We start from the raw sequence: 23,392 nt of genomic DNA, 5'->3' as shown, positions 1-23,392 counted from the left end.
AGGGCCGGCGGTGCCGTCCCGTGAGGGGCCGGCCCCTCACCCTCCCCGGTGTTCCGCTCGAGGCGCGGGGTGCGCTTCGCGCACATCGCCTGCGGCGACCGGGAGCCGCTGCGCGGCGCTGCTTCGAGGTTTTTTGTTCCTCTCCGCGGTGCAAACCTATTTCGCTCCGTCGTCTCCGTGTCACCTATTCCGGGCGCGGTCGCAAGCTCCCTTATTTCGCCCGGAATAGGCGTCACTCCGCCGCCTCTACTCAAACGGTTCTTCCCGCCGGAGAGGCACAAAAAAACGATCAGACAAGGGAGCGCCACATCATGCAGTCCACGCCGATGACCGCCGATACCGAACTCGACACCACCACCACGCAGGAGACGCCGGGGAGCCGCGCGGAAGCGCTGCTCGCGACGATCGAGGAGCTGCACCAGCAGGTGTGGGCAGCGGCCCCCGAGCTTCTGATCGAGACGGTGACCGATGACGGCGAGACGTACGAAGCGCTCCGGTGCCCCGTCTGCCAGACGCTCGTGACCGACTCCGGGGAACTCCGCGCGGTGGACGTCTCTACCCGGTGGAGCAGCGCGGAGCCGGACGTGGAGAACCGCCAGATGGACGTCACCGCGGGGGATCACGACTATGGCAGCACGCTCTACTACCTCCACTGGACCGGCGAGGCGCACGCTGTCGTCCCGCCCTCCGGTTGGTCCGAGGACTGGTGCCTGTGACCCACACCGGCCGCGCGTGCTGACTTGTAGGCATGTTTACAAGTCAGCATGTCGCGGTCGGGAGGTGGGAGAGGGCCGGCGGTGCCGTCCCGTGAGGGGCCGGCCCCTCACCCTCCCCGGTGTTCCGCTCGAGGCGCGGGGTGCGCTTCGCGCACATCGCCTGCGGCGACGGGGAGCCGCTGCGCGGCGCTGCTTCGAGGTTTTTTGTTCCTCTCCGCGGTACAAACCTATTTCGCTCCAGCGGCTACGTGCCACCTATTCCGAACGCGGTCGCTGTGCTCCCTTATTTCGTTCGGAATAGGCGTCACTCCGCCGCTTCCACTCAAACGGTTCTTCCCGCCGGAGAGGCACAAAAAAACGATCAGACAAGACGAAAGCCCCGTAGTTGATCTAGAACCACGGGACCCGTCGCGTCGATCCTCGCACAGGGAGAATCGCCATGACCAGCACGACCACCGCCCGCAAGACCACCGCCAAGAAGCGCGCCCCGCGGACCACACCGGAGGAGCGCCGCGAGCAGGCCGCCGCGCTGCACGAGAGCATCACCGAGCAGGTCGAGGCGCTGCGCGACTCCGACCAGTGGCGACGGTTCCTCTCGTTCGCGTCCTCGTTCCACCGCTACAGCCTGGGCAACCTGCTGCTGATCCTCGCTCAGCGCCCCGACGCCTCCGCCGTCGCCGGGTTCCGCGCGTGGCAGGCCAAGGGCCGCCAGGTGCGCAAGGGCGAGAAGGCGATCAAGATTTTCGGCTTCGCTCAGCGAAAGATCGCCGCCGACGAGGAGGCCGAGGAGGGCACCACGACCAGCACCGACGAGAAGGGGCAGAAAGTCCAGACGTACTACCCGCTCGTGTCCGTGTTCGCGATCGAGCAGACCGACCTGATGGAGGGCGCCGAGGATCCCCGCGACATCGCGCAGTTACTCACCGGGGAGCACGATCACGGCGTCATTGCGCCGCTGACGGCCGCTCTCGAGGCCGAGGGGTGGACGGTCGAGCGCCGCCCGCTGCCGCAGGGAACGAACGGCTACGCCGCCCCCGAGGAGCGCACGGTCGTCGTGGATTCCAGCCTGTCGCCGGAGCAGGCCGCAAAGACCTTGATCCACGAGGCCGCGCACGTGCTGATGGGTCACGTTGATGACCTGGAGGAGTACGCGCAGCACCGAGGGCTGATGGAGACGGAAGCCGAGTCCGTCGCGTTCGTCGTCGCCGGGCTCGTCGGATTCGACACCAGCGCCTACAGCGTCGGCTACGTCGCGACGTGGAGCGACTGCAAGGCCGACACGATCCGCGAGACGGCCGCGCGGGTGCTCACCACCGCGCACCGCATCGCCGCGATCCTCGACGCCGACGACGACGAGAGCGACGACGAGAGCTGAGAGGCGGCGGGCCGGCCTTCGGGCCGGCAGTGTGAGGGGCGACCCCCTCACACTCCCCGACATTCCCCGTTCCGGGGAGCGCGAGCTGCACTCGCGCAGCGGTGACGGAGCACCGCCGGTAGGAGGCCGCTACGCGGCCCGTTTCCTCTTTTTCTTCACCTCTCCGCGGTCTCAACCTATTTCGCTCCACCGGCTACGTGCCACCGCTATCGGACGCGCCCTGCGGGCTTATTTCGCCCGATAGCGGCGTCACTGCGCCGCCTCCACTCAAACGGTTCTTCCCGCCGGAGAGGCAAAGAAAAACGATCAGCCAGAGGGAGACACACCATGACTCAGCAGCGCGGCACCCGTACCGAGGTCATCAAGAGCGAGTACCACGGACCCGGGACGGAGGGCATCAGCCGGACCGCCCGTCAGGTGGTCATCGTCGGCGCCGGTGGCCGCGACCCGGTGACCGAGCAGACCCCTGCCGTGCACCTGGTCACCCGCAGCGGAGCGGTCGCCGGGGTGACGCTGCAGCACTTCGAGCCCGTCGAGCCCGTGGGGGAGGGCCGGATCGGCTACATGGCTTCCGACGCCTACGTCGTCGTGCCGGTCGACGTCGCGCGAGCGCTCGACCTGTACCCGGCCGCGTACGCGCTGCACGACCGCAGCGAGACGACCGTCGACTTCCGCGACAACGACTGACCCCCGCCGAGACGAGAAGGAGACAGAGCATGCTCACCATCACCCACACCCCCGAAGCCGGAACCCTCATCGAGGGCACCAGCCGCGGCGACGGCACCGCCGAGATCCTGAAGGCGTCCGGCTGGCGCTGGGGCCGCTCCATCGGCGCCTGGTACGTCCCGCAGTCCCGGGACCGCCTGCCGAAGTGGTGGACCATCAACCGCGCCGCGACCGCCCTGCGCGACGCGGGACACGAGGTCACCATCGAGGCCGAAGAGACGTTCCGCCCGACCGCCGAGGCGGAGGCGGCGACCCTCGAGCGCCAGGCGGCCCGCGTCGACGCGCTCGACGCGAAGGCTGACCGTCGCGCCGAGCAGGCGGACGACGCCGACGAGGCCGCCCGCCGCGCCCTCCGCCGCCTGCCCGAGGGCGGGGAGCCGATCAAGATCGGCCACCACTCGGAGACGCGGCATCGGAACGCGATTGCCAAGGCCGACGCCGCGATGGGTCGCAGCGTCGAGGCCGACCGCGAGGCCACCCGCGCCCGCGCTCGCGCCGACGTCGCCGCGAGGACCACCGAATCCCGCTACGCGCCCGCGATGGTCGCCCGCCGCATCGACCGGCTCGACACCGACATTCGCGGATACACGCGGAAGATCGAGGGCAGCTCGCACAACTTCGGCGGCGGCTACGTCGAGACCACCGCGCCCGCGACCGGCGACCGACTCGACCGGCTGCACGCCGAGCGCGCGCAGCTCGAAGATCAGCGCGACTACTGGTCGGAGGTCCGCGAGGCGCAGGCCGCCGCGGGACAGGTCACGATCTACAGCCGCGAGACGATCGCCAAGGGCGACGCGATCAAGCACAAGCACGGGTGGAGCGTCGTGACCCGCGTGAACCCCAAGACCGTGACCGTCGCGCTGGACTGGAACGCCGGGACGCGCCCCTACTCCGTCGCCTACGCCGACGTGCAAGGACACCGCACCGCCGCGGAACTCGACGCGGCCCGCGAGGCGGTCGCGGAGACGGCCGCGGCGAGCTGAGCGGGCGAGGGCCGGCCTCCGGGCCGGCCCGTGAGGGGCGACCCCCCTCACACTCCCCGGCATCCCCGTTCCGGGGGCGCGAGCTCCGCCCGCGCAGCGGTGACGGAGCACCGCCGAGGGGAAGCCGCTACGCGGCCCGATTCCCCGTTTTCTTCACCTCTCCGCGGTTCAAACCTATTTCGCTCCACCGGCTACGTGCCACCTATTCCGAACGCGGTCGCTGCGCTCCCTTATTTCGTTCGGAATAGGCGTCACTGCGCCGCCTCCACTCAAACGGTTCTTCCCGCCGGAGAGGCAAAGAAAAACGATCAGCCAGAGGGAGCACCCACACCATGCAGACCGCCACCGACTTGCAGACCACGGCTAAGACCTATCTCACGCTCGCAAACACCCGCGCGGTGAGCATCCGCGTCGTGGGCACCGACCCCAAGACGACGCCCTCCGTGCTCGTCACCCGCCGCAAGTCCGGCGTCTGGGAGGCGTGGCACTCCGACGAGCTGCACGGCATCACCAGCGGCTCGTTCCGCCACTGCGTCACCCACGCCCGCCGCGCAGCGATCCGCCGCGTCGCCCCGTTCATGAGCCGCTGAGAGGACCACACCATGACCACCACCGACACCGGCCGCGCGAGCGCCGAACAGCTCGCCCTCATCCTCACCACCCGCCGCGCGGAGTCCGACGAGGACGCCGCCGCCACGGACGCCGAGATCCTCGCGCACGTCCGCAACACCCTGACCCTGCCCGGGGAGGGGTGCCCGGGCGGGTTCCCCGTCACCAACGACGGAAGCGACTACGCGGCCGCGCTGATCGCGTTCCTCACCGCCGCCGAGAAGCAGGACACCGGCGCGGCTTTGGCCGCTTTCCTCACCCCGACCCCGGAGACGGTGGACGAGCGTGCGGCGCGCGTCGAGCTGAACCGGCGGGCGGATGAGGGGTGGCAGGCGCTCTCCCCGGCGGAGCAGGCCGCGCAGATCGCGGCCGTCGAGCGGGTGGAGAACCCCGGCGGGCCGTGCGACTGCGCCAACTGCTACGAGCCCGCCGACCGGTAGCCGCGCGGTGCGGGCCGGCCTGCGGGCCGGCCCGTGAGGGGCGACCCCCTCACACTCCCCGGCATCCCCGTTCCGGGGGGCGCGAGCTGCACTCGCGCAGCGGTGACGGAGCACCGCCGAGGGGAAGCCGCTACGCGGCCTGTTTTTCTGTTTTCTTCACCTCTCCGCGGTTTCAACCTATCTCGCTCCGACGCCTCCGTGCCGACCTTTCCGGACGCGGGCGCAAGCGCCCTTATTTCGCCCGGAAAGCCCGTCACTACGGCGTCTCCACTCAATTGGTTTCATCCCGCCGGAGAGGCAAAGAAAAACGATCAGGAAGACGACAAAAGCCCCGTAGTTTCACTAGAACCACGGGACCCGTCGCCTCAATGATCGCACATTGATCAAGGAGAAACCATCGTGAACACCACCGCAACCGGGACCATCGAGCACATCGACCCGACCGCCCTCGTGATCGAGCAGAACGTCCGCACCAGCGCCCCGCTGACGAAGGAGTTCATCGACTCCATCCGTCAGAGCGGCATCCTGTCGCCCGTGCTCGGACGCCGCGACGAGCACGGCAACGTGATCGTCCGCGCGGGGCAGCGCCGGACCCTCGCGAGCCGTGAAATCGGCCTCGCGACGATCCCTGTCTACGTCGTGGAGGGCGACGACAAGACCGCCGAGCGGATCGTGCAGCAGATCATCGAGAACGACCAGCGCGCCGAACTCACCACCGCCGACCGCACCGCCGCGTGGGCGCAGCTGTCGTTCGAGGGCCTGTCGGCCGCGAGCATCGCCAAGCGCACCGGCACCAAGGCCGCGACCGTGAAAGCGGGACTGGCGGTCGAGGAGTCCGCAGTCGCGCGGACCGCGCTGCACGAGCACGAGCTGACCCTGGACCAGGCCGCGATCATCCTCGAATTTGAGGACGACGAGGAAGCCCGCGCCGACCTCATCACCGTCGCCACCACCAACCCGAGCCAGTTCACCCACACCGCAGAGCGCCACCGCAAGGCGCGCGCCCGCCGCGTCGCCGTCCTCGTGGAGGAGGCGAACCAGGAGGCCGCAGGCTTCACCGTCCTCACCCGCGATCAGGTCGACGGCGAGGGCAGCGCGTGGGTCGTCATCGACCCGCTGCGCACCGAAGACGGCAAGCGCGTCACCGTCGAGCACATCGCGACCATCGAGCCGCGGGGCGTCCTCGTGAGCACCATCTACGACGGCAACACCCACGTCTCCTACGCGATCCAGGACCCCGCCGCCCACGGATTCAGCTACGCCTACAACGCGCCCGCCGCACCCGAGACGGAGGAAGAGAAGGCAGCGAAGTCCGCCGAGCGCCGCATCCTCCTCGCGAACAACCGCGCATGGATCGCCGCCGAGACGGTACGCCGCGACTGGATCACGACGCTCCTGTCCCGGAAGACCCTCCCGAAGGACGCCGAGCGCGTCATCGCCCTGGGACTGACCGCGCACCGCTCGTCGGTGTCGGGCGGGATGGGCAACGGCAACGCGCTCGCGCACACCCTCCTCGGCGTCACCCAGCCCTCCGGCTACCACGCCGACGCGCTGGCCCCGCTGGTCGAGGCGAACCCCGCGAAGGCCCGCCTGGTCGCGCTGGCCGTCGTCCTCGCAGGGCAGGAGGCGAACACGAGCAAAGAGTCCTGGCGCCGCGGCGACGCCCGCGCCGCCGCTCACTTCCGCCAGCTCGCCGCCTGGGGATACGCGCTCTCCCCGGTCGAGCAGGTCGTCACCGGCGACACCACCGCCGCCGACGCGGCGGACCTGAGCTAGCCCGCTCCGCGGGGACCGGCAGCCGCCGGTCCCCGCCCCCCTTCCTCCGACTCTGCAGAAAGGCCCACCATGACCACCACCACGACCCCCGCCCCCGACGTCGACGAGTGGGGACACACCGCCGAGCTGCGCGCCGCGCAAGACGCCGTGAACGCTGCCGCCCAGACTGGCGAGATCCGCGCCCTGCACGCCGCGGTGCGCGTGCTCTTCACCGCTGCCGCCCGGCACGCCTGGCCGACCGCCACGGCTCTCGTGTTCAAGCGCGAGAGCGTCGGCACGTTTTCCGGATACTGGGCGCTCTGCCGCGTCACCGACGCGGGGCATCGGGTCCTCCGCGAGTGGGAGGACGAGCCCGACGAGATGAGCGACGAGAGCGACGAGGAGCGCGTCGCGCTCGACCTCATCACGAATAGCCACGAGACGCAGGACTACGCCGACACCTTCGGCCCGCTCCGCGAGGGCGTGGCGGTCGGATACCACCTCTACATGCTCTGAGCACGCGCCTGCGGGTCGACCCGAAACGGGCCGGCCCGCACGAGGGGGAGACCCCCCTCGACCCCCCCGATCACACGCGTGGACCGGCCATTCGCGCTCGAGCGGTGGTCAGCGGCGGGGCCGCGGTTTGCGCGTCTTTCCCGCGCGAATGTTCCGGTTCTCGATGACGCCGACGACGGCCAGGCCGATCGCCACCGCAACGAGGAGCACCCAGCCGAGGACGTTGAACCACTGCCCGGTGAATGCCGCATACGTCTGCCCCCCGGCGATGCTCGCGAACATCAGCGACAACCCGAACCAGACCATGCCGTTGCTGATCAGCGCCGCACGCGCCAGGGGATTCCGGGGAGTGGCCATGGCGTCACTGTGACACCGGCGACTGGGACTGCCCCCAAAGCGGGCAGCGTTCTACGCTGACGAGGCGGCGTCGAGCGGGACCGCACGTCCCGGCTCCGCTGCCGCGGACCCCGCCATTCGCCCCGGTTGGCCGAGGGACCGCCAGTAGCCCCCGGCGCGCACTCCGTTTCGCGGCCCGCCGGGGGCTACCCGCGGCGCCGCTCCACCGAGCGTCAACGGTGACGCCGCCCTAGTGGGCGTCGTCGTACGCCTTCTGAACCTCAGCAGAGATGCGGCCGCGATCCGACACGTTGTGCCCGTTCTTCGCCGCCCACTCCCGGACCGCCTTCAACCGCTCCGGGTCGCTCTTCGCCCGAGCGGGAGCCGAGGAGCCGGCGTTACCGTCTCGACGCACACGACGGCCGGCGTCCACGTACTTCTCGAACACGGAGCGCAGCTCGGCCGTGTTCTTCGCCGATAGATCGATTTCATAGTTCGCGCCGTCAATCGAGAAGGTGACGGTTCCACCGTCACCCTCAATTGCAGAGCCGTCCAGGTCATCGATCAGAGAGAGCTTCTGTGCCATCGGGTATCTCCAAGCAGAGGGAATCAGTGATCGCTCTGTTTCTACCAGCCAGCCGCTTACAGGCGGCGCACCATGAGCGAGTGTCTGGCGTCCGCGCTCACCCCGCCGAGAGGCCCCGGTCAGGGGTAGTAGATCGACCACTCCGTCTCCGGGAGCTCGCGCACGTCATCGATGACCCGCACCCGCCAGCCGGCGTCCGTGCGGTCCTCGATTTCGCCGCGCACGATCTCGGGCGTCCACCCGTCACGAGTGCTCACGTACCGCACGAAGCGCATGTGCTGGCCCGGCATCGGGTTGGTCGGACCGCCTCTAGACATGGCCTCATTCTCGGCAACCCAGGTTTCGGAAAGCTGCGTCGCGGGTGCTGCTCTCGGCCGCGCCATGCACGCGGCCGAGAGCAGGGCGGCACCGGAGCCCCTTGCACCGGTATGGCCGTCGCGGCGTCAACGAAGTCCCCACTTCTCGACCGCACCGCACCATTAGACACGACGTGCCAACACGACGACGCCCAGGGGAGCGGGTCGAGCAGGTGGGGTCCGTTGTCGCGGACGCTGTTCACATCTCGAGAAACCTCGTAGTGCTCGAGGTCGAACGCGACCGCGCTCGACTTCTACTCGAGCAGCTCCTTCAAAGCGTCGACGTCCAGGTGCCCACCGAGCCAGTCGTCGTACCCGTCCGGCGTGGTGCACGCCGGCATCCGGTTTTGGACCTCACCCGGCGCCAAATGCGAGTCGCGGGTGACGATCGCCGTCGACAGCCGCAGCACTACAAGAGTTCGCCAGCGAGGTGGACAACCAAGCCAAGAACGAGGAGGAGAGCGCACGCTACAACGGTCAGCCGATCGGTCCGCGGTCGCGACCCCCGCGGGCAGGCCGAGCGTGCTCGCGCGATCGTCGCTGACATTGATCGCCAGCTCGACGCGAACACCGCCGCCGGCCGACGGTCTAGGTAGCGGGTCGTCTCGCGTCCGATAGGGGCGTTACTTGGTCAACTTAAAACTCCGCGGACGGCAACGCGGTCCAGATGATCACTCGACTGGCAGCGAGTTGCCAATGAGGCATTTACCCGTCGAGATGGGTTGGAACAGCGCCCCGACATATTTATTGTCGCCGTCTTCCCCGGAAGCTTTGTGACGATACTGACCGACGAAGCAGGAACCATTAGACTTAACCGCGATAAAAATCGCGTCAGCTGTTTCGCCCGCGGTCGTCGTTTCGACAGTCGTCTCCATTTGCGTCTGGTCGAACCCGCTGTTGATCAGAGCCTGTGCTAAGTCCGTCCCGTTCGGATCGCCGACTGACGCGACCGTTCGCTCGTTGACCGAGTTGAAGACGGCCAGATTTTGATCGGTGCTCTGACTGGGATCGTAAGCAGTCGCAGTCGCCTCGGGAGCTGCCGATGACAAGGCCGGGGCGGATGCCGATGCCGAGTCGGACGTGACGTCTCTGGGTGTGCAGCCAGAGAGGATCGCAATCGTCGCTGCAATTGTGGCGATGGTGCAGAGTGTCGTTCTTCGGGAATCCACACTCTGATCCTGCCATGCGGAAGGCCCGGGCCGATCGCCGAGGCGAGCGACCCGGCCTGATCCTGTCATGCGGAAGGCCCGAGCCGATCGCCGAGGCGAGCGACCCGGGCCTTCCGCATGGCCTAACCCTTCGATGCGTCCACGAGGTAGCCGTACCCCGGAACGTAGGGGCAGTTCTTGAGAATCGTCCACCCGTCCGCACGATAGGCCTGAACCTCGGCACGGCAGGCGGAGTATGTAGGGAAGTACCCTCCGCTGTACTGCACGGCGCTGGCCGGCGTCGCCGTCGCGAAGAGAGCGGCGCCGGCCAGAAGACCGGCCGCCGCTGCCATGGTCATCTTTCGAGTTGTGACGAGTCGCATGGTTTGTCCCCCCAAGGCTGTGATAGGTATCTCCTATGAGCCCTGATGTAGACAATATCCCAAAATCATCAAACGCGACGCGAACGGCCGGTCACAAATTGATAACGTAGCTGTCTTTTATTCTTTCCGAGCGGCCGCATAGTCGAGGCCGCTTCTGGCAAGAAGCGACCCCAACCCATTGCAACAAATTTTCTTGATTGGAACTAATCTGTTGCAGTGGCCTCTAGCATCGCGACATCATCATCGTCCATCGGCCCCAACGGGCCACGCATTGCAGTCTCTTCTCGAGCGCAACAACAGATCGGAACCGTCTCGTATGGGAATGGTTGATTGAGTGTCTAGCTGCGGAACGGCAAAGAAGGGGGGAGGGGAAGCGCTCGCGCTTCCCCTCCCCCCTTCTTTGCCGTCTTGCCAGACGTCTAGGCGCAGCTTCCCTGCTTCACGATCGCGTGGGCGCCCGCGTCATCGATCTTGTGCCACCGGCTGGATGCCTGTCCGACGCGGCTTTCGGTGCTGCGGAAGTAGTACCCGGCTCCGGTGTAGAAGGTGCCGCAGTAACCCGCGGGGATGAGCACCGCATCCCAGTCGTACGGAGCGCCGGCCTCCACATTGGGTGCGATCGTCTTCTGCACCGCACCCGCGGCGACCTGCCCGTTGGTCGTGTAGTCGGTGGAGACTCGGAAGGAGATGGACCCCTTGTTCACGATCCGGCCGCACAGCGGCTTCGTGCAGGTTCCGCCCACCGCTGCGGCCGACATGCCCTCGTCGTATTCGATCCACTCGGGTGCGCCCTCTTGAAGGTACGCGGCCGGAACTTCGGTCGTGAATCCCTCGTCGGTGGTGAGGTAGCCGACCGCGGATGAGCCCTCAGGCGCCGGAGCCGGAGCGGCCTGGGCCCCGGCCGGTGCCACGGTCGCGAGGAGTGCGAGCACTACACCGGCGATCGCAGCGCGTCCCATGAACCGCTTGCTGCGTGTCGTTTCGGCGTGACGAGCGAGTGAAATTGACATCTGGAAGTCCCCCAACTTTGAGTCTCGACGGCGGCATTGCCGTCTGAGACATCAGAGTGGAGGGCAAGGACGCTCAGAGGAAGCTTGCCTGAAAAAGTTCACCGACAGTTCACGGCCTGAACGTAAGGTGGGGCCATGACGCGACTCAGGAGCTACTCACGGGCCGTCGGAACGCTCCTCATTTCGGCGGGAGTCGTCGGCGCTGCCGCCTTCTTGCTGCACTGGGGGCAGTGCTTCGGTGGCCTGACGGACGGCTGCTACGCCGCCACCCAGTCCGACTTCCCTTGGGTCGCGATGTCCGTTCTCTGGGTGATCACCTTCCCTCTCGCCATCGTCGGCGCGTTCCTCTTCTCCCCGAAGCAGCCCATCACGCTGATCGGGGTAGTGCTCCTCATGCTGATCAATCCGCTGACCGACCATGGACTCTTCTTTGTCCCCTGGGACGTGGCCGACACCCTGCCGTTCACAGGTTTGACGATCGCCTTTGCGGCGATCGCTGCGGGAGCACTTCAGATCGTCAGCTCGCAGAGAGTTGAGCAACCGCTGCTTCGCGGAAGCTCGCCAGAACAGCACCAGGGTCACCCGTCATACGGCGAAGGTACCCCCGCCTGAAGGTCTCGCCTACCGGTCCGTCGTCGTTCGCGGCGATGATTGCGGGTAGCTGTACTCGGCTGCGATCTGAGTCTTCAGCGCATCAAGGTCCCAAACCGCTGCCCACGATGTGCCAGCCAGCAGCTCCACAAGTTCAGCGTGCTTCTCCAGCGCGTCGGCCAGCTTGCGGTAGGCGGATTCGATCTTCTTCGACATGCCTCCATCTTCCCGTGCTGACGTTGCGCAGCTCAACGCGCGACCGTCCGATGAGGGATGGGTAGACGGGACGGTGCTCGACTCAGCTCTCGGTGGTCGGCTTCGAAGCGGCTGAGCCCGACGAAAGGCCGAGCACTTTCAGCGGTCCATCGCCGAGGGCACCGAGGGCGTCTGCAACATCATTGGTGAGCAGGGAGTCGATCAGTTCCGGGGCCAGTGGGAGATCCCCGGAATCGATCTGCTCGAGGACGCGGGCGCGGACACGCTCGCGGAAGATGATGCCGTTTTCGTACTCGCGGACTGCCGCTCGGTTGAGCTGTTGACGGTCAGGCCAGTCACGGAGTAGGCGGAGCAGCGCGTAGACGACGGTTCCGCCGGCGAGGATCACCAGTTCGAGCGGGTTCTCGTACCGGAGGCTCTGGACGGTGATCTGAGCGTTTGCGTCCGCTTCGCGGCCAGCGATGCGCTCGAACTCGTCGATCGGCTGAGGAAGGTCTACGGGTTCCAGGGCCGCGAAGAAGAGCGAGCCATCGCTCCAGGCAAGGTCACCAGCGCGGCCGAGTCCGCGCCGTCGCGAACGCATTCGCGCAGCGATGAGCGCGCCTCGATCTGTTCGGCGCTGCAGGGCGCTCGCGAACTCGAGGACACGCCTCACATCATCGACCGCCGCCCCAAGCGCGGCGATGGACGCGTTCGGGCCGAGATTCAGGGTCAAGGTGATCGTCTCTGCCATGGGATGAACGTAGCGGGGCTGGTCGAGTGCTGCTGTCGTTCGACTAGGGGCGAGAGCTACCAGCGGCGGGACGTCATGCTGAGTTCGTCAGCCTCTTCCTCTGTGAGGACTCCGACGAGCTCGGCGATCTTGACGATGATGCTCTCCATCGGCTCCTCCGCCGTGCTGAACCCGCCTCGCGACGCGAGAGTCGGCGTCACCTGGTCCAGCTCTTCGAACGTCACGCCGTGCATCACTGGCACCAGAAGGCTCCGCCGGAGGAGGGCGCTGAGTTCGTTGCTCGCGATGCTCCGATCGGTGCGCAGCTTCTCGAGCATCGCGGGCGTGACCAGTACGATGCCCATCCGAGAACTGACCAGACCACGATCGATCGCGACGCGCATGTCTGTACCAGGCCGGAGGCTGACCTCGCTGAACCAGACCGTCACGTCGTTCGCGAGCAGCTGCTCGTAGACGTCTTGTGCGTCGGCCTGACGATCCGGCCACGCGTGGCAGAGGAACACATCGTTCTGCTGAACCGTGCGCACGACTGTTGCCTGACGAACGGGCTCCAGGTCGCGGACCTGCTGCGGCGTGTACGAGACGGTCGACGTCCTCGGCTGCCACGACGGACGAGCACTGCGCCCGCCGCCGCCAGACACGCTCCCGCTCCGGCGCACGGGCGCCGGAGCCGCAGGAGGCGTGTGCGGCCGGTAGGGCCGCGGCTGCTCGTAGTAGCTGTAGCCGCCGCCGCGACCGTGAACTGGGCAATCGGCGCCGCCGCCGCGAATGTGGCCCCGTACGGGCGCTGTGCACTGAGACATGTCGCAGATGGTAGCTCCGACCTCCGACATGCTCAGAGCGGTGTGGGAATGGTGTAGCAGGCGCCAAGGGAACGTCCACGCCTGATCGGGAGGTCAGCGCTGGTTCTGCCGCGCGAAGGCGAGCGCGCTGAGTGGAACGCAGGCGGCCTGATCGGCTGCCGGGTGATACCAACGCCCACAACCGAGTGCGATGATTCCAACGACACTTTAAGCTATAGGCGAAGGAGCCTCATGATTAAAGCACTTTCATCAACCGCAATGTTTTGGATTGGCATCGGCGGCATATCGTTAGGTTTATTTTTCGGATTGATAGTGCCGATCTGGATCGCTCCCTATCAAGCTGACGGGTCCCCTACAATCAGCCAAATTCTTTCAACGGTCCCAGTTCTTACTCGCATAGCTGAGGGAATTGGGTACTCTTTCATTGCGGGAGCTTTTGTAGTACGTCATTTCGAAAATTGGCAAGCTACAGATGCTCGTCGATCCGTTCACTTCGTCGGACGCGCAGCCCGGAAAGATGAAGATTAAGGATTATGCGCCGTGCTAGCAGTATTCCGCTTAGCGCCAAAAGATTCTGCACAAAATGACTTGATGTCGGAATCATACTTCGTCAGTGCGGCTGTGAGAAGTAGGTCATCCTGTATGGCGGCTTCCGCCCCGTCGCGAGTGGCCTTAGATGCCACAGACGAAACGAGGTCATGTAGACCCGGGTAGCTGGCGTAATATTGCTGGAGGTCGACAGTGTCGCCAGTGTGTAGATACTGTGTTGTGACGCCGTAACTGATAGAAGAACACAAGGCCAAATTTGCTTCAGCGGAGGTTGGCTTTGTACCGGCCGGCGCAAATGTCTGAGGCCCGCGAGGGTTAAATTCACCGAAGAGAGTTTCGAGCGTCGTTGCGGGACCTGTCGCAAACCAGTAATCGCCGTAGACTAATTGGTTATCCTCAGTAATGAGGGCAGACCAATCGTCAATAAGCTTGAGGGTGGCGTCCGGTTCATCATAAATTCTTAGAACAACGCCAGTCCCGGATTCGGGTAGGCAGTACAACCCCGCTGCCGATCCCCAATAGTCAGGGTCTCCGCCCATCAAGTGAGGGTTCGAACATGCGTTATTGCTGGCAATTTCGCCAATGTCGCTCGTCGTCAGGCTCTTAGTTGTACTTGAAGATTCGGCGCATCCGACTAGGGCGCACGCCACAACGAGGCTGCTGACCGAAGCGGCCAGCAGCCTCGTCGCGATGGAGTGAGTCACTTCCAGCGGACGTACCCGATTGTTCCCGGGGCGCTCGAATACCCACGGATCTTGGCCACGGTCGCGCGGTTCCCGATGAGGGCGTTTGCTGAGCCGGAGCCACCGCAACCGGCCGTGTACCACACCGGCGTCGAGACGCTCGGCGTTACCGAGTATCCACGGCCCTGCACACAAGAGGGGCCGCTGTTGAAGGCGAACTTGTCCTGTGTCCAGGAATAGCTCCACCGAGCAGTTGAGTCATAGCCGATGATGCCGCATCCGTCAGTGGATTCCACCCATCCCGACACGTTGACGAATGAGGCGTTTCGGTAGCTGCACGCTGCGGCGACCTGAGCGGACTCGTTTCCGGCCGTACCGGAAGTTCGAGCCTCACTTGGAGCGTCATCTCCGATGACCTCGACGGTTTCACCCTTCGAGCCGAAGACGATGACTGAATCGGAGCTGAGAACTGCATCATCCGCGATGACGATATCGGGATGCTCTTCGAGATATTGCGAAACAGAGTCTGTGTTTCCTGTGCTTATCGTTTCGGCCGCGTTGACCGGCGATGACGTTGCGATGAGCGCCGCGGCTAGACATGTAGCTGCGGTCATCGCGAATCGAGTGCGCATTCGTTCCCCATTGAACATATGGACTACTACAACCTTAGTGATCTAGAATAGATTCACTCGTCGGCGAGGTTCGCCCCCAACCCCGTAGGAGCAGGAGACCATGATTGAGGCCAGCGCGTCAAGTCTTTTTTCGGTGTCGTCAGTGCTCAACGTCGTTCAGATTGGGTTTTGGGTCTTGTTTGCTATCGGTGTCGCCGTACGCGCTGTACGAATTTTGGTCCTCAAGAGAGGTGACCGACTGCGGAACGTCGCGCGACCGTTCGCCGACGCCGGTGCGGTCCAGTCGAGTGCGTTCGGTTGGGCTCCTGGCGAGCAACTGCGTGCGGATGGAATCTCAGCGCCTGCAGAGAGTGATCGAGACGTGGATCGAGGGCGGTCGGGTAACTCGTCGGTCTGAAAGTACGGACGGGTGATCTGGCCACCGGAGCGTAGTCTGCCCAGGGGCTCCTGCCTGACGGCAAGCGCGGGTCTTCGAGCATGGTCTGGTTAGCCACGCCGCGCTTCACGGCCTCGGTTGCAGCGCCCGTGCTCCGGTTTCTCGCCGGCAGATGACCCGTCTGGTGGGGAGACCGTAGCTGGACCCGTCCTGTAGGGGAGGGGGCGGACCGGCCATTAGCGATCCCGTCCGGTTGGGCCCATGAGCACTGACGTCTGGCGGTGTCCCATTAGGGGGTCGTTGACCGGTCGCGCGCAAGTCGGCTGTGGGGCCGCGCAGTGGCGCTGGGGGTGTCGTCTCGTTTGACCCGGCCGTTAGCAGTTCCGCTGAGGGGGCGTGAAACGAGGCGCGGGGCCCAGGTTGTCTACTCCGGGTCGGGTGGTTGTGGGGCTGTGTCGTTGAGGCGGCGATAGTAGGCGACGTCGAGTGCGCTGAGGTGGGTGAGGAGGCGTCCGGCGCGGTCGTGCATGGTCATGGAGCCGTCGTGGAGGCTCGCGATGGCGCCGATGCGGTGCAGCATCAGTACCGTGGCGAGGCGTTCGGCGTAGTGCAGTTCCAGGAAGTACACCAGCGGCGGGTTGCCGGTGCGTCCCGGGGTGAAGAGGGCGGTGGGCTGGTGTCGGGTGACGCCGGTGTCGCGGTTGAGTTCTCGGAAGATGTATCGGTCGCGCAGCCACGGCCCGCCGAGGATTGCCGCAACGATGACGACGGCGCCGAGGATGACGAACGGGTTGAGGAGAACGGCGAGGTCGTTGCCGGTCATCATCCGAGCATGTCCCGGGTGCGGTCGCGGTCCTCGGCCGCTTCGGTGTCCGCGGCGAGCTGCGCGACTCGCGCTTCGATGTAGACGGTGCGCATCGTGGCGTCATGGTCGAGTTGCAGGACTCGCAGGAGGCGATGCAGTTGTACGGTGCCGGCCGAGGTTTTACCGGTCAGGATGCGTCGGACGGTGCGCGGTCGGAGCCGTGCGAACACGGCTACCTTCTGTGCGCTCCAGCCCTGCGCCTGCATGGCTGTGGTCAGTACCTCGCCGAGCGCGGTGTCAAAGTGCTGGGGCGTCAACCCAATGAAGTCCACCCGGCCAGGGTAGCCAGCACCGCGCCAGCCTAGGCGGAGGGCGTTTCACTGGTACGCAAGTAGGCGTAGACGGTCTCTCGGCTGATGCCGTATTCCTTCGCCAGCGTCGTCTTCGGCACGCCAGCGGCAGCACGTTCGTGTAGCTCGGCGATCTGGGTCGGGGAGAGCGACCGGCGGCGCCCGCGGTAGGCGCCGCGTTGCTTGGCGAGGGCGATGCCCTCGCGTTGACGCTCCCGGATGAGTTCGCGTTCGAACTCTGCGAACGCGCCCATCATGTTCAGCAGCAGGTTCGCCATCGCACTGTCCTCACCGGTGAAGGTGAGCTGCTCCTTCACGAACTCGACCCGGACCCGCTTGTCCGTCAGTCTGCGCACGAGCCGGCGAAGATCTTCGAGGTTTCTTGCGAGCCGATCCATCGAGTGCACGAGCACCGTGTCTCCGTCGCGGACGAACCCGATCATCTCTTCGAGCTGCGGACGGTTCACGTCCTTGCCGGAGGCCTTGTCCTCGAAGACTCGATCCAGCGTCACGCCGTCGAGCTGGCGCACCGTGCTCTGATCCAACGTGCTCACCCGCACGTACCCGACCCTCTGACCCGACATGCCGCCTCCGACCGCTACTTGTCCAGTTGAAGTCTAAGAGCCGCAGGTGCAAGTGTCAGACAAGGCCCGACATGGCCCTATTCGGACGCGCTTCGGCGATGGTGCCTGACGTCCGGTTGGGGTGTACCTCAGGTTGGCGGGCAGGGTGGCGGCGCCGCCGGGACTGGGCATCGCCACCCATGCGGGATACGACTACTAGCTCCGTCGCTGGTTGAAGGTGAGCGGCACGAGCACCAGGCCTCGCGGCAGGACTGCTACGAACGGTCCCAAGTCGCGTCGACGTCGCGGCCACGATCTTGCACGATGTCGTTGATAGCGAACCCCAAAACGAGCCACCCCTGCGAGCTGTCGTCGGTCAGGTCGCCCGAGTACTTCCGCAGGAGGTCAGCGACGTTCGCCCACGAGGAGAGGTAGTCGGCCACGTCCTCCTCAGCAGTGGCGAGCGACGCGATGAGGGACGGATCGGCGCCCACCCTCTCGGCGGTGTCCCGCAGCAGCGAGAAGAGTCGGCGCTCCTCCATCGCACCGAGCACTTCGTCTGGAGTCACTGCCGCGGCAGGGTTGGCTGCTAGTTGCAGGGTGAGAAGGTTGAGGAGCGAGTACTGGCCAAGAGTCGTCATGGGTTGACCGTAGCGAGCCCGAGCAGCGACACGCCGTGATCTGTGAGCTGCCCATCAGCCCCGCGAGGAGCTGGCCGTACGTGCCGCGGAGCTGCGCTCTCGGGGCTGAGCACGCACCGAGTGTTCAGGCGTGACGTCACTGTCCGCCGGTCGGCGGTGTATCGAGTGGCTGCGCGGTCGCGGGAGTCGGGGGATAGGTTGTCGGGTCGTTCGCTGCGGCCGTAATGGCCGCCCATTTCTTCGGCAGTGAAGAGGTTGGGATACCGAAGCCGGGCATGTCCCAGAGTTTGCGTGTGCGGTCGGTGGGGCCGGTGTTGGGCCAGAATCGTAGACGCCATATGTCTCCTGGTGTGGTGGAGCCTGGCCAGCCGTAGTTGACGAAGCCGCGTCCGCTGATTTCGACCCAGTAGCTTCCTTTCGCCAGCTCGAAAGTTGTACCGGTCATCGTGGGACTGTCGAGTCGCACGGTTGGTGCGGTGAGGGTGATCGTTTCGACGGATATCTGTTCCCAGTCGTCGGTGTCGGACTGGGGTCGAGTGGCCCACCGCTCGATGGCGATCGCCGTCTGGAAGTTGTTCTGGTGCGGGGATGTGACGAGCACGGTTTGGCCGTCGCCGGCCGAGGGCGGTGTGGTCAGTGCATCTTCCAGGAGCGCGAGTTCGTCGGAGTCAGGCATGCCACTGGTGATGGTGAATTGTCCGTAGTCCATCGCGAGGGTGACGGTGGATGTTGACAGCGGTTGCGCGGCGCTCATGCGACAGAGACTACTTCCGCATACGGCGGCCGTCATGCGTCGGCATGCCGACCGAGGCCGGCTCCCCGCTGCGCCGTTCGCCGGGGTGCTAGTGGTGCCCCAGGGTGAGGCCTTCCCTCCGATAAGCAGAGCGTCGGCCGGAGGGAGGAGGGTGTCAGGAGTGCCCCTCTGGGGCATCCCCGAAGGGGACGCGGAGCGCTCTTGACGCCCTCGTCACGAAGGCCAGAGTGGAGCGGTCGGAGGGACGGCCGGACGTGACGTGCGTTGTCACGCTGCGGCGCTCGAACCGTCGTGCTCGTCCTCGTCATCGGTGGACGTTTCGTAGCGACTGTCACTGCTGTAGTACCACTTGCGGTAGTCACGGCGTCGCCCGGCGAGGTAGAAGTAGACGGGCGCTGCGATCACGAACACGGCTACTGCAAAGAGCGTCAGGATTCTGACGGCGTATGGGTGTGGCGGAAAGATCGTGAAGGTAGAGAAGACGGTCCACGCGAGGACTGTGAGGATGACGGCGGCGCTGCTGAGGGCGAGGAGTCGAACGGGCGTCCAGGCCAGATCATCGATGCGGTGTTGCTTGCGGTAGGTGGCGTCGATCTGTCGTCGTTGTTCATCTCGGAGAACCGGTCCGAAGTCATCGGTGTAGGCGCGCATGTTACGCACGTCGGCCCACACTCTTTCGCGTCGCTCGGGGTCGTAGGAGGAGGCGACTATTGCGTCGATAAGCCAGGCGGGTCGACGGTCGCCGCGATACCCGGCGCTGCTGTTCGCTGCGCGGTCGGCGGTGTCCGGGTGGAGGTCGAGCTGCGGATCGTGCATGCGGTCGACGAACACCGCGTCTTGACGTCGACGGTTTGCAGTTCCGGTGAAGGGGATGCCCTCGCGGAAGCGAGGTGGGTAGTAGAGGTTCAGCTCCTCTAGGAGGACCAGCGCTTCGGGCGCGATCCTCTCCCGAAAGGATGCGGCGTGGCGGGGCAGGGTCACTCCTGCGGCTCGTGGTGGGAGTCCCCGGAGGATCCCGTGTTCGGCTGCTCTGTCTGGGGAGATTCCTGGCGCGGTGTCGTCGCTCGCGGTCGGGACTTGCGGACGCGAGCGGGGCCGGGTGCGCGGGCTCCTGTGGCGCGGAGGTCTTTGTCGCTCCATCCCGAAGCGAGGGCGGCGTCCCATGCTTTCGAGTGAGCGTCGCGTGCGTCTCGGGCGGCGGCATCAGCGGTATCGACGTCGTTGATCGCGGCGACGAGAGTCCGCACGGCAGCTACACGATCCTCGACGGATCTCTCGAGGAGGGCTCGGGCTGATGTGGCGGCGGATTCGGGATCGATCGTCTTCTCAGGCATACCGTCAGATTAACGGGCGCCGCCGTCGTCTGCCAGTCCTCGATCCTGCTTCGCGGATCGGGACCCGGCCTACCGCTTCGCGGTCCGGTTCGTGAAGTTTCAGAGTCAGCAAGCAATAGACATGGGTGCCCCATGTCGCACGCGTCCCTTCCGCTGCGTGGAGGACCGGGGCATACTGGTCGTATGGTCCCCGCCGGTTGGCGGGTTCGCTGCGCTGGGCCTTGAAGGGATGGTGGTTCTCGTGTCCGAGTCGGAGGAGAAGCGGCCGATCTTCGGGCGTAAGCGCCGTCCGAACGTGCCGGAGGGCCGGCGGGAGAAGCGATACGTGGTGAAGGTCACGGCCGAGGAGGATGCACAGTTGCGTGCCCGGGCGGAGGTCCGAGATGTGACGGTGGCGCGGCTGTTGTTCGAGTCCGCGATGGACGCGAAGGTGGTAACTGCGAAGGAGCGGAAAGAGGCTGTCGCGATGCTGTTCAAGTTGCAGCGCGAGATGGCCAACGCGTCGAACAACGTCAACCAGATTGCCCGGTTCGCGAACGCGGAGGGCCGCTACGTTGCGGAGGCCGTGGAGGTCACGGCGGAGTACCGGCGGGTGGCGGGTCTGGTGTCCGAGGCGCTGTCGGTGGTGAACCGCACGTGATCGCGAAGGTGACCCGTGGCGCGCAGATGAGTGGGCTGATGTCGTACCTCGCGGGACGCGGGTTTGCGAACGAGCACACGGAGCCGCACCTGGTCGCGGGGGATGCGGCGATCATGGCGCTGTACGGGTACGACGAGTTGGACCGCGCGACCGCTCTGGCGATCGCTGAGAGCATCGATGAGCCGCGCAAGCATTTCGAGGTCGACGTGCTGCGCCAGGTGTCCAAGCGTGACCCGGAGACGGGCGAGGTGGTGAAGGTTCGCGAGGAGGCGAACGTGTGGCATTGCTCCCTGTCTCTTGCGGCGGAGGAGGGTCAGCTCACCGACGAGAAGTGGGGGCAGATCGCGCAGGATTTCGTGGACCGGATGGGTTTCACGGAGGCCAGCGGGAAGGCCGCGTGCCGGTGGGTCGCGGTGCGTCACGGCGTGTCCTCGAACGGCAACGATCACATCCACCTGGCGGTGTCTCTGGTGCGTGAGGACGGAACCAAAGCGTCGACGCATAACGACTTCCACCGGGCCATGAAGGTGGTTCGTGAGCTGGAACACGAGCACAAGCTGGCGCCGATGATCGCGGCGCAGCAGCCGGAGTTGTTGCAGCGCGAAGAGCGCCGGCCGGCGCGCGAGGCGGCGCGGCGGCGCGGTGCGGTCGAGGTCGATGCGAAGCGGTTGGAGAGGGCGGTGCGGGCCGCGGCTACAGCGTCGGTGGATGAGGGTGAGTTCGTGCGCCGGATGAAGCGAGAAGGTGTGCTCATCCGTCCCCGCTTCGCCGCCGGGCGAGACGATGTGGTGACCGGTTACTCGGTGGCGCTGCGCCCCGCGAAGGGTGAGCAGCCGGTGTGGCACGGCGGCCTCCGGCTCGCCCGTGACCTGTCGCTCCCCGAGCTTCGGAAGGGCTGGCCGGACCGCCCGGAATCCGCGACCGAAGCGGTCGCAGAGTGGCGCGCGTCGAGCAAGAACCCGTGGCAGTACCGGCCGGTAAATCCGGGCCGGGAAGAGGCCGAGATGAACCCGCAGTTCTTCGACCTGTACGCACGCGATATGACGCGGCTGCACGAGTACATCAAGACGATTCCGCCGGAAGATCACGCGGCGTGGGCGCACGTCGCCCGCGAGACGGCCGGCGCCTACGCGGCATGGTCAAAGCGGTTGGAGACGACGCCCGGGCCGCTCGCGGATGCTGCGCGCACGCTCGCCCGGTCGGCGCAGTTGCGGCCGTCCGAGAGCCGGCCGCGTCCGGTGGCGATGCCGTCGATGAGCAACACCACAGCGCTGATCCTCGCGCAGGTGTCCAAGGGGAAGAACGCGACCGCGGAGGCGCTGCTGTTCCGGCAGCTCGCGACGACGACGAACTCGATTCGCCGTGCCGCGCAGGCCGCCGGCGACGCGCGACGCGCAGCGGAGTTGTCCGCGGCGCTGCGTGAGCGGTTGACGAAGGTTCGTGACGCTTACACGGCGCAGGAGCACACGAACGTGTTGGCCTCGTTGTCGCCGGAGCAGCGTGCGACCGCGGAGCGCGCCGCGCTGGCCGCGGGCCGCTCCGGTGTCGGGTCGCCGGTGCCGACGACGTTGCCGCCGCGCACGAGCGGGCCGGTGGTCGTGCCGACCACGACGACAGGTCCGGGATTGTCGAACACTCCCGCGCAGCAGCGCGACGAGTTGGAGAGGTAGGGGAAGGGGCTCTCATGGCCGAGGAACACGACGAGGTAATGAACGACACCGGGCAGGCGCTCCGGGTGGCGATCGCGGTCGCCGCGCAGATGGCGGACAAGTTCGCCCGCGCCCGCGAGGAAATGGCCCGCGAAGCGCAGCGGCGCAGCGAGCAAGAGCAGCGCGGGTTGCAGCTCCGGTTCGAGGGGGAGCGGGACGTCGCCGCGAACCGGCTCGCACTGGTCGAGCGTCCCGAGTTCTGGGACCGCGCGAACGTCGACCAGATCGCGCGCATGCACGAGACGGCTCAGCAGTGGAAGGACTTCGACCCGCGCGCCGAGGCCGCGTCGGAGACGATCGCTCGAGAAGTGCAGGAGCGGTACGGCGTCGACGTGAACAGTCCCGGAGCCGCCCCGGAAGACGTTCGTGCGGCTCTGGCGCGTGCGGAGCTGAACCGGGAGCAGGCGGCGTCGGAGAACCTGTCCACGAGCGAGCGGGGCTCCGCTGCGGTGGAGTTCGTGGACGCGGTTGACGCAGTGCGCGAAGCAAACCGGCTGGATGATCGAGCAGACAACTCGCTCGCCCGCGCCGACGATGCACCCACCGTCACCGATGCTCCGACGCCTGATCAGTTCCGCATCGATCAGGCGGCGGCGTTGGAGTTGCAGGCGCGCGAGTACGACGTGACCGCCGAGCAGGGCGGCACCAGCGCTCACACGCCCGACGAGCTGCGAGAGCTGGCTACCGATGCCCGCTCCCAGGCGCAGCTCTACCGCGACGAAGCCCCCACCCCGACCGCAGAGCCGGCTATGGCCGCGCCGGCCGCTAGGAGCGCCGCTGAGACGTCCGCCGCGTCCGATCAGGGACGCGCGAGCGCTGAGCGCAACCACGGCGCCGCAGCGTACGACAGCGCCGAGCACCGCACCGCAATGGCCGCTGAACTCAAAGCCCACGGCATCCCGCAAGAGGCCATCGACGTGCGCATGCGCGCGACGATCGCACAGGGCAAGCCCGTGTCCGAAGCGGTTCCCGCGACGCCCGGAGCGCACAAGGTGAACGTCCCGCAGACCACTCCGAGTCGCACGGCAAACCGCTCCCGGCAGACACCGGAGCAGAGTTTCTAGGAGCTGTACG

General features: G+C 66.4%; 28 protein-coding genes. 13 read left to right on the top strand and 15 right to left on the bottom strand.

Annotation, left to right across the window (positions count from 1 at the left end):
* Positions 1 to 311: 311 nt before the first annotated feature.
* The 8 genes from C5D04_RS10270 (at position 312) to C5D04_RS10235 (ending at position 7,120) form a co-directional block, all read left to right on the top strand.
* A complete protein-coding gene (locus C5D04_RS10270; RefSeq protein ID WP_104256253.1) occupies positions 312 to 716 on the top strand; it encodes a hypothetical protein in 405 nt (134 codons plus the stop codon).
* A 439-nt stretch (positions 717 to 1,155) separates the two neighbouring features.
* On the top strand, positions 1,156 to 2,091 hold the full coding sequence (locus tag C5D04_RS10265) for an ArdC-like ssDNA-binding domain-containing protein (protein ID WP_104256252.1): 936 nt from the start codon (positions 1,156 to 1,158) through the stop codon (positions 2,089 to 2,091).
* A gap of 327 nt (positions 2,092 to 2,418) precedes the next feature.
* On the top strand, positions 2,419 to 2,778 hold the full coding sequence (locus C5D04_RS10260; RefSeq protein WP_104256251.1) for a hypothetical protein: 360 nt from the start codon (positions 2,419 to 2,421) through the stop codon (positions 2,776 to 2,778).
* A gap of 29 nt (positions 2,779 to 2,807) precedes the next feature.
* Entirely contained in the window at positions 2,808 to 3,800 is a 993-nt protein-coding gene (locus C5D04_RS10255) for a DUF3560 domain-containing protein (protein ID WP_104256250.1), read from the top strand.
* Between the two features lie 332 nt (positions 3,801 to 4,132).
* Positions 4,133 to 4,390, top strand: coding sequence for a hypothetical protein (locus C5D04_RS10250; RefSeq protein WP_104256249.1), 258 nt, complete (start codon positions 4,133 to 4,135; stop codon positions 4,388 to 4,390).
* Positions 4,391 to 4,402: 12 nt separating this feature from the next.
* Complete coding sequence (locus tag C5D04_RS10245; protein ID WP_104256248.1) at positions 4,403 to 4,849, top strand: hypothetical protein; 447 nt, start codon at positions 4,403 to 4,405, stop codon at positions 4,847 to 4,849.
* 399 nt (positions 4,850 to 5,248) lie between these two features.
* Entirely contained in the window at positions 5,249 to 6,625 is a 1,377-nt protein-coding gene (locus C5D04_RS10240) for a ParB/RepB/Spo0J family partition protein (protein WP_104256247.1), read from the top strand.
* 69 nt (positions 6,626 to 6,694) lie between these two features.
* A complete protein-coding gene (locus C5D04_RS10235; RefSeq protein ID WP_104256246.1) occupies positions 6,695 to 7,120 on the top strand; it encodes a hypothetical protein in 426 nt (141 codons plus the stop codon).
* A gap of 108 nt (positions 7,121 to 7,228) precedes the next feature.
* Here C5D04_RS10235 and C5D04_RS10230 read toward each other — a convergent pair whose 3' ends face one another.
* The 5 genes from C5D04_RS10230 to C5D04_RS10215 all read right to left on the bottom strand — a co-directional run bounded on the left by C5D04_RS10230 (position 7,229) and on the right by C5D04_RS10215 (position 10,861).
* Complete coding sequence (locus C5D04_RS10230) at positions 7,229 to 7,477, bottom strand: hypothetical protein (RefSeq protein WP_146083206.1); 249 nt, start codon at positions 7,475 to 7,477, stop codon at positions 7,229 to 7,231.
* A gap of 229 nt (positions 7,478 to 7,706) precedes the next feature.
* Positions 7,707 to 8,042: an Lsr2 family protein gene (locus C5D04_RS10225; protein WP_104256244.1), complete on the bottom strand. Its 336-nt coding sequence runs from the start codon at positions 8,040 to 8,042 to the stop codon at positions 7,707 to 7,709.
* Between the two features lie 119 nt (positions 8,043 to 8,161).
* Positions 8,162 to 8,359: a hypothetical protein gene (locus tag C5D04_RS17945; RefSeq protein ID WP_146083205.1), complete on the bottom strand. Its 198-nt coding sequence runs from the start codon at positions 8,357 to 8,359 to the stop codon at positions 8,162 to 8,164.
* A gap of 710 nt (positions 8,360 to 9,069) precedes the next feature.
* Positions 9,070 to 9,567: a DUF6993 domain-containing protein gene (locus C5D04_RS17940; RefSeq protein ID WP_146083204.1), complete on the bottom strand. Its 498-nt coding sequence runs from the start codon at positions 9,565 to 9,567 to the stop codon at positions 9,070 to 9,072.
* A gap of 781 nt (positions 9,568 to 10,348) precedes the next feature.
* Positions 10,349 to 10,861, bottom strand: a complete 513-nt coding sequence (locus tag C5D04_RS10215; RefSeq protein ID WP_104256242.1) for a hypothetical protein — start codon at positions 10,859 to 10,861, stop codon at positions 10,349 to 10,351.
* Between the two features lie 213 nt (positions 10,862 to 11,074).
* Here C5D04_RS10215 and C5D04_RS10210 point away from each other — a divergent pair, with 213 nt between their 5' ends.
* Complete coding sequence (locus C5D04_RS10210) at positions 11,075 to 11,551, top strand: hypothetical protein (RefSeq protein ID WP_104256241.1); 477 nt, start codon at positions 11,075 to 11,077, stop codon at positions 11,549 to 11,551.
* 9 nt (positions 11,552 to 11,560) lie between these two features.
* On the opposite strand, the gene C5D04_RS10205 is transcribed toward C5D04_RS10210, so the two are convergent.
* From C5D04_RS10205 to C5D04_RS10160, 10 genes are all read right to left on the bottom strand, one after another.
* Positions 11,561 to 11,746, bottom strand: coding sequence for a hypothetical protein (locus C5D04_RS10205; RefSeq protein WP_104256240.1), 186 nt, complete (start codon positions 11,744 to 11,746; stop codon positions 11,561 to 11,563).
* An 82-nt stretch (positions 11,747 to 11,828) separates the two neighbouring features.
* Positions 11,829 to 12,479 (bottom strand): hypothetical protein, encoded by a 651-nt coding sequence (locus C5D04_RS10200; protein ID WP_104256239.1) that lies wholly within the window; start codon positions 12,477 to 12,479, stop codon positions 11,829 to 11,831.
* A 56-nt stretch (positions 12,480 to 12,535) separates the two neighbouring features.
* Entirely contained in the window at positions 12,536 to 13,282 is a 747-nt protein-coding gene (locus tag C5D04_RS10195) for a toll/interleukin-1 receptor domain-containing protein (protein ID WP_104256238.1), read from the bottom strand.
* A 1,249-nt stretch (positions 13,283 to 14,531) separates the two neighbouring features.
* Positions 14,532 to 15,128, bottom strand: coding sequence for a hypothetical protein (locus C5D04_RS17935; RefSeq protein WP_146083203.1), 597 nt, complete (start codon positions 15,126 to 15,128; stop codon positions 14,532 to 14,534).
* 818 nt (positions 15,129 to 15,946) lie between these two features.
* A complete protein-coding gene (locus C5D04_RS10185; RefSeq protein WP_104256237.1) occupies positions 15,947 to 16,345 on the bottom strand; it encodes a hypothetical protein in 399 nt (132 codons plus the stop codon).
* Positions 16,345 to 16,659, bottom strand: coding sequence for a helix-turn-helix transcriptional regulator (locus tag C5D04_RS10180; RefSeq protein WP_104256236.1), 315 nt, complete (start codon positions 16,657 to 16,659; stop codon positions 16,345 to 16,347). The genes C5D04_RS10185 and C5D04_RS10180 overlap by 1 nt, the downstream gene beginning before the upstream one ends.
* Positions 16,660 to 16,688: 29 nt before the next feature.
* On the bottom strand, positions 16,689 to 17,261 hold the full coding sequence (locus tag C5D04_RS10175; protein WP_104256235.1) for a recombinase family protein: 573 nt from the start codon (positions 17,259 to 17,261) through the stop codon (positions 16,689 to 16,691).
* Positions 17,262 to 17,515: 254 nt separating this feature from the next.
* Entirely contained in the window at positions 17,516 to 17,881 is a 366-nt protein-coding gene (locus tag C5D04_RS10170; RefSeq protein WP_146083202.1) for a hypothetical protein, read from the bottom strand.
* A gap of 136 nt (positions 17,882 to 18,017) precedes the next feature.
* Positions 18,018 to 18,635 (bottom strand): hypothetical protein, encoded by a 618-nt coding sequence (locus C5D04_RS10165; RefSeq protein WP_181074614.1) that lies wholly within the window; start codon positions 18,633 to 18,635, stop codon positions 18,018 to 18,020.
* Between the two features lie 267 nt (positions 18,636 to 18,902).
* Complete coding sequence (locus C5D04_RS10160; protein ID WP_104256233.1) at positions 18,903 to 19,616, bottom strand: hypothetical protein; 714 nt, start codon at positions 19,614 to 19,616, stop codon at positions 18,903 to 18,905.
* 191 nt (positions 19,617 to 19,807) lie between these two features.
* On the opposite strand from C5D04_RS10160, the gene C5D04_RS18665 reads away from it, so the two are divergent.
* The 4 genes from C5D04_RS18665 (at position 19,808) to C5D04_RS10145 (ending at position 23,382) form a co-directional block, all read left to right on the top strand.
* Positions 19,808 to 19,930 carry a hypothetical protein gene (locus tag C5D04_RS18665; RefSeq protein WP_258063701.1) on the top strand — a complete coding sequence of 41 codons (123 nt, stop codon included), beginning with the start codon at positions 19,808 to 19,810 and terminating at the stop codon, positions 19,928 to 19,930.
* A 268-nt stretch (positions 19,931 to 20,198) separates the two neighbouring features.
* Positions 20,199 to 20,609: a plasmid mobilization relaxosome protein MobC gene (gene mobC / locus C5D04_RS10155; protein ID WP_104256232.1), complete on the top strand. Its 411-nt coding sequence runs from the start codon at positions 20,199 to 20,201 to the stop codon at positions 20,607 to 20,609.
* Complete coding sequence (locus tag C5D04_RS10150; RefSeq protein ID WP_104256231.1) at positions 20,606 to 22,279, top strand: relaxase/mobilization nuclease domain-containing protein; 1,674 nt, start codon at positions 20,606 to 20,608, stop codon at positions 22,277 to 22,279. Before mobC ends, C5D04_RS10150 begins: the two co-directional genes overlap by 4 nt.
* Before the next feature lie 14 nt (positions 22,280 to 22,293).
* Positions 22,294 to 23,382, top strand: a complete 1,089-nt coding sequence (locus C5D04_RS10145) for a hypothetical protein (protein ID WP_104256230.1) — start codon at positions 22,294 to 22,296, stop codon at positions 23,380 to 23,382.
* Positions 23,383 to 23,392: the final 10 nt, after the last annotated feature.

The sequence above is a fragment of the Rathayibacter sp. AY1D2 genome, assembly GCF_002932695.1.
Lineage (GTDB): Bacteria > Actinomycetota > Actinomycetes > Actinomycetales > Microbacteriaceae > Rathayibacter.
The sequence above is the reverse complement of the archived record's forward strand: the minus strand, read 5'-3'. Positions and strand labels throughout refer to the sequence as shown.

Bases quoted from the DNA above. Each gene is read 5' to 3' on its own strand.
- C5D04_RS10170 (WP_146083202.1), bottom strand. From the start codon at position 17,881: ATGACGACTCTTGGCCAGTACTCGCTCCTCAACCTTCTCACCCTGCAA.
- C5D04_RS10255 (WP_104256250.1), top strand. From the start codon at position 2,808: ATGCTCACCATCACCCACACCCCCGAAGCCGGAACCCTCATCGAGGGC.
- C5D04_RS10145 (WP_104256230.1), top strand. From the start codon at position 22,294: ATGGCCGAGGAACACGACGAGGTAATGAACGACACCGGGCAGGCGCTC.
- C5D04_RS10270 (WP_104256253.1), top strand. From the start codon at position 312: ATGCAGTCCACGCCGATGACCGCCGATACCGAACTCGACACCACCACC.
- C5D04_RS10165 (WP_181074614.1), bottom strand. From the start codon at position 18,635: ATGAGCGCCGCGCAACCGCTGTCAACATCCACCGTCACCCTCGCGATG.
- C5D04_RS10185 (WP_104256237.1), bottom strand. From the start codon at position 16,345: ATGACCGGCAACGACCTCGCCGTTCTCCTCAACCCGTTCGTCATCCTC.
- C5D04_RS10260 (WP_104256251.1), top strand. From the start codon at position 2,419: ATGACTCAGCAGCGCGGCACCCGTACCGAGGTCATCAAGAGCGAGTAC.
- C5D04_RS10200 (WP_104256239.1), bottom strand. From the start codon at position 12,479: ATGGCAGAGACGATCACCTTGACCCTGAATCTCGGCCCGAACGCGTCC.
- C5D04_RS10205 (WP_104256240.1), bottom strand. From the start codon at position 11,746: ATGTCGAAGAAGATCGAATCCGCCTACCGCAAGCTGGCCGACGCGCTG.
- C5D04_RS10250 (WP_104256249.1), top strand. From the start codon at position 4,133: ATGCAGACCGCCACCGACTTGCAGACCACGGCTAAGACCTATCTCACG.
- mobC (WP_104256232.1), top strand. From the start codon at position 20,199: ATGGTGGTTCTCGTGTCCGAGTCGGAGGAGAAGCGGCCGATCTTCGGG.
- C5D04_RS10175 (WP_104256235.1), bottom strand. From the start codon at position 17,261: ATGTCGGGTCAGAGGGTCGGGTACGTGCGGGTGAGCACGTTGGATCAG.
- C5D04_RS10210 (WP_104256241.1), top strand. From the start codon at position 11,075: ATGACGCGACTCAGGAGCTACTCACGGGCCGTCGGAACGCTCCTCATT.
- C5D04_RS17935 (WP_146083203.1), bottom strand. From the start codon at position 15,128: ATGACCGCAGCTACATGTCTAGCCGCGGCGCTCATCGCAACGTCATCG.
- C5D04_RS10225 (WP_104256244.1), bottom strand. From the start codon at position 8,042: ATGGCACAGAAGCTCTCTCTGATCGATGACCTGGACGGCTCTGCAATT.
- C5D04_RS10230 (WP_146083206.1), bottom strand. From the start codon at position 7,477: ATGGCCACTCCCCGGAATCCCCTGGCGCGTGCGGCGCTGATCAGCAAC.
- C5D04_RS10245 (WP_104256248.1), top strand. From the start codon at position 4,403: ATGACCACCACCGACACCGGCCGCGCGAGCGCCGAACAGCTCGCCCTC.
- C5D04_RS10265 (WP_104256252.1), top strand. From the start codon at position 1,156: ATGACCAGCACGACCACCGCCCGCAAGACCACCGCCAAGAAGCGCGCC.
- C5D04_RS17945 (WP_146083205.1), bottom strand. From the start codon at position 8,359: ATGTCTAGAGGCGGTCCGACCAACCCGATGCCGGGCCAGCACATGCGC.
- C5D04_RS10235 (WP_104256246.1), top strand. From the start codon at position 6,695: ATGACCACCACCACGACCCCCGCCCCCGACGTCGACGAGTGGGGACAC.
- C5D04_RS10195 (WP_104256238.1), bottom strand. From the start codon at position 13,282: ATGTCTCAGTGCACAGCGCCCGTACGGGGCCACATTCGCGGCGGCGGC.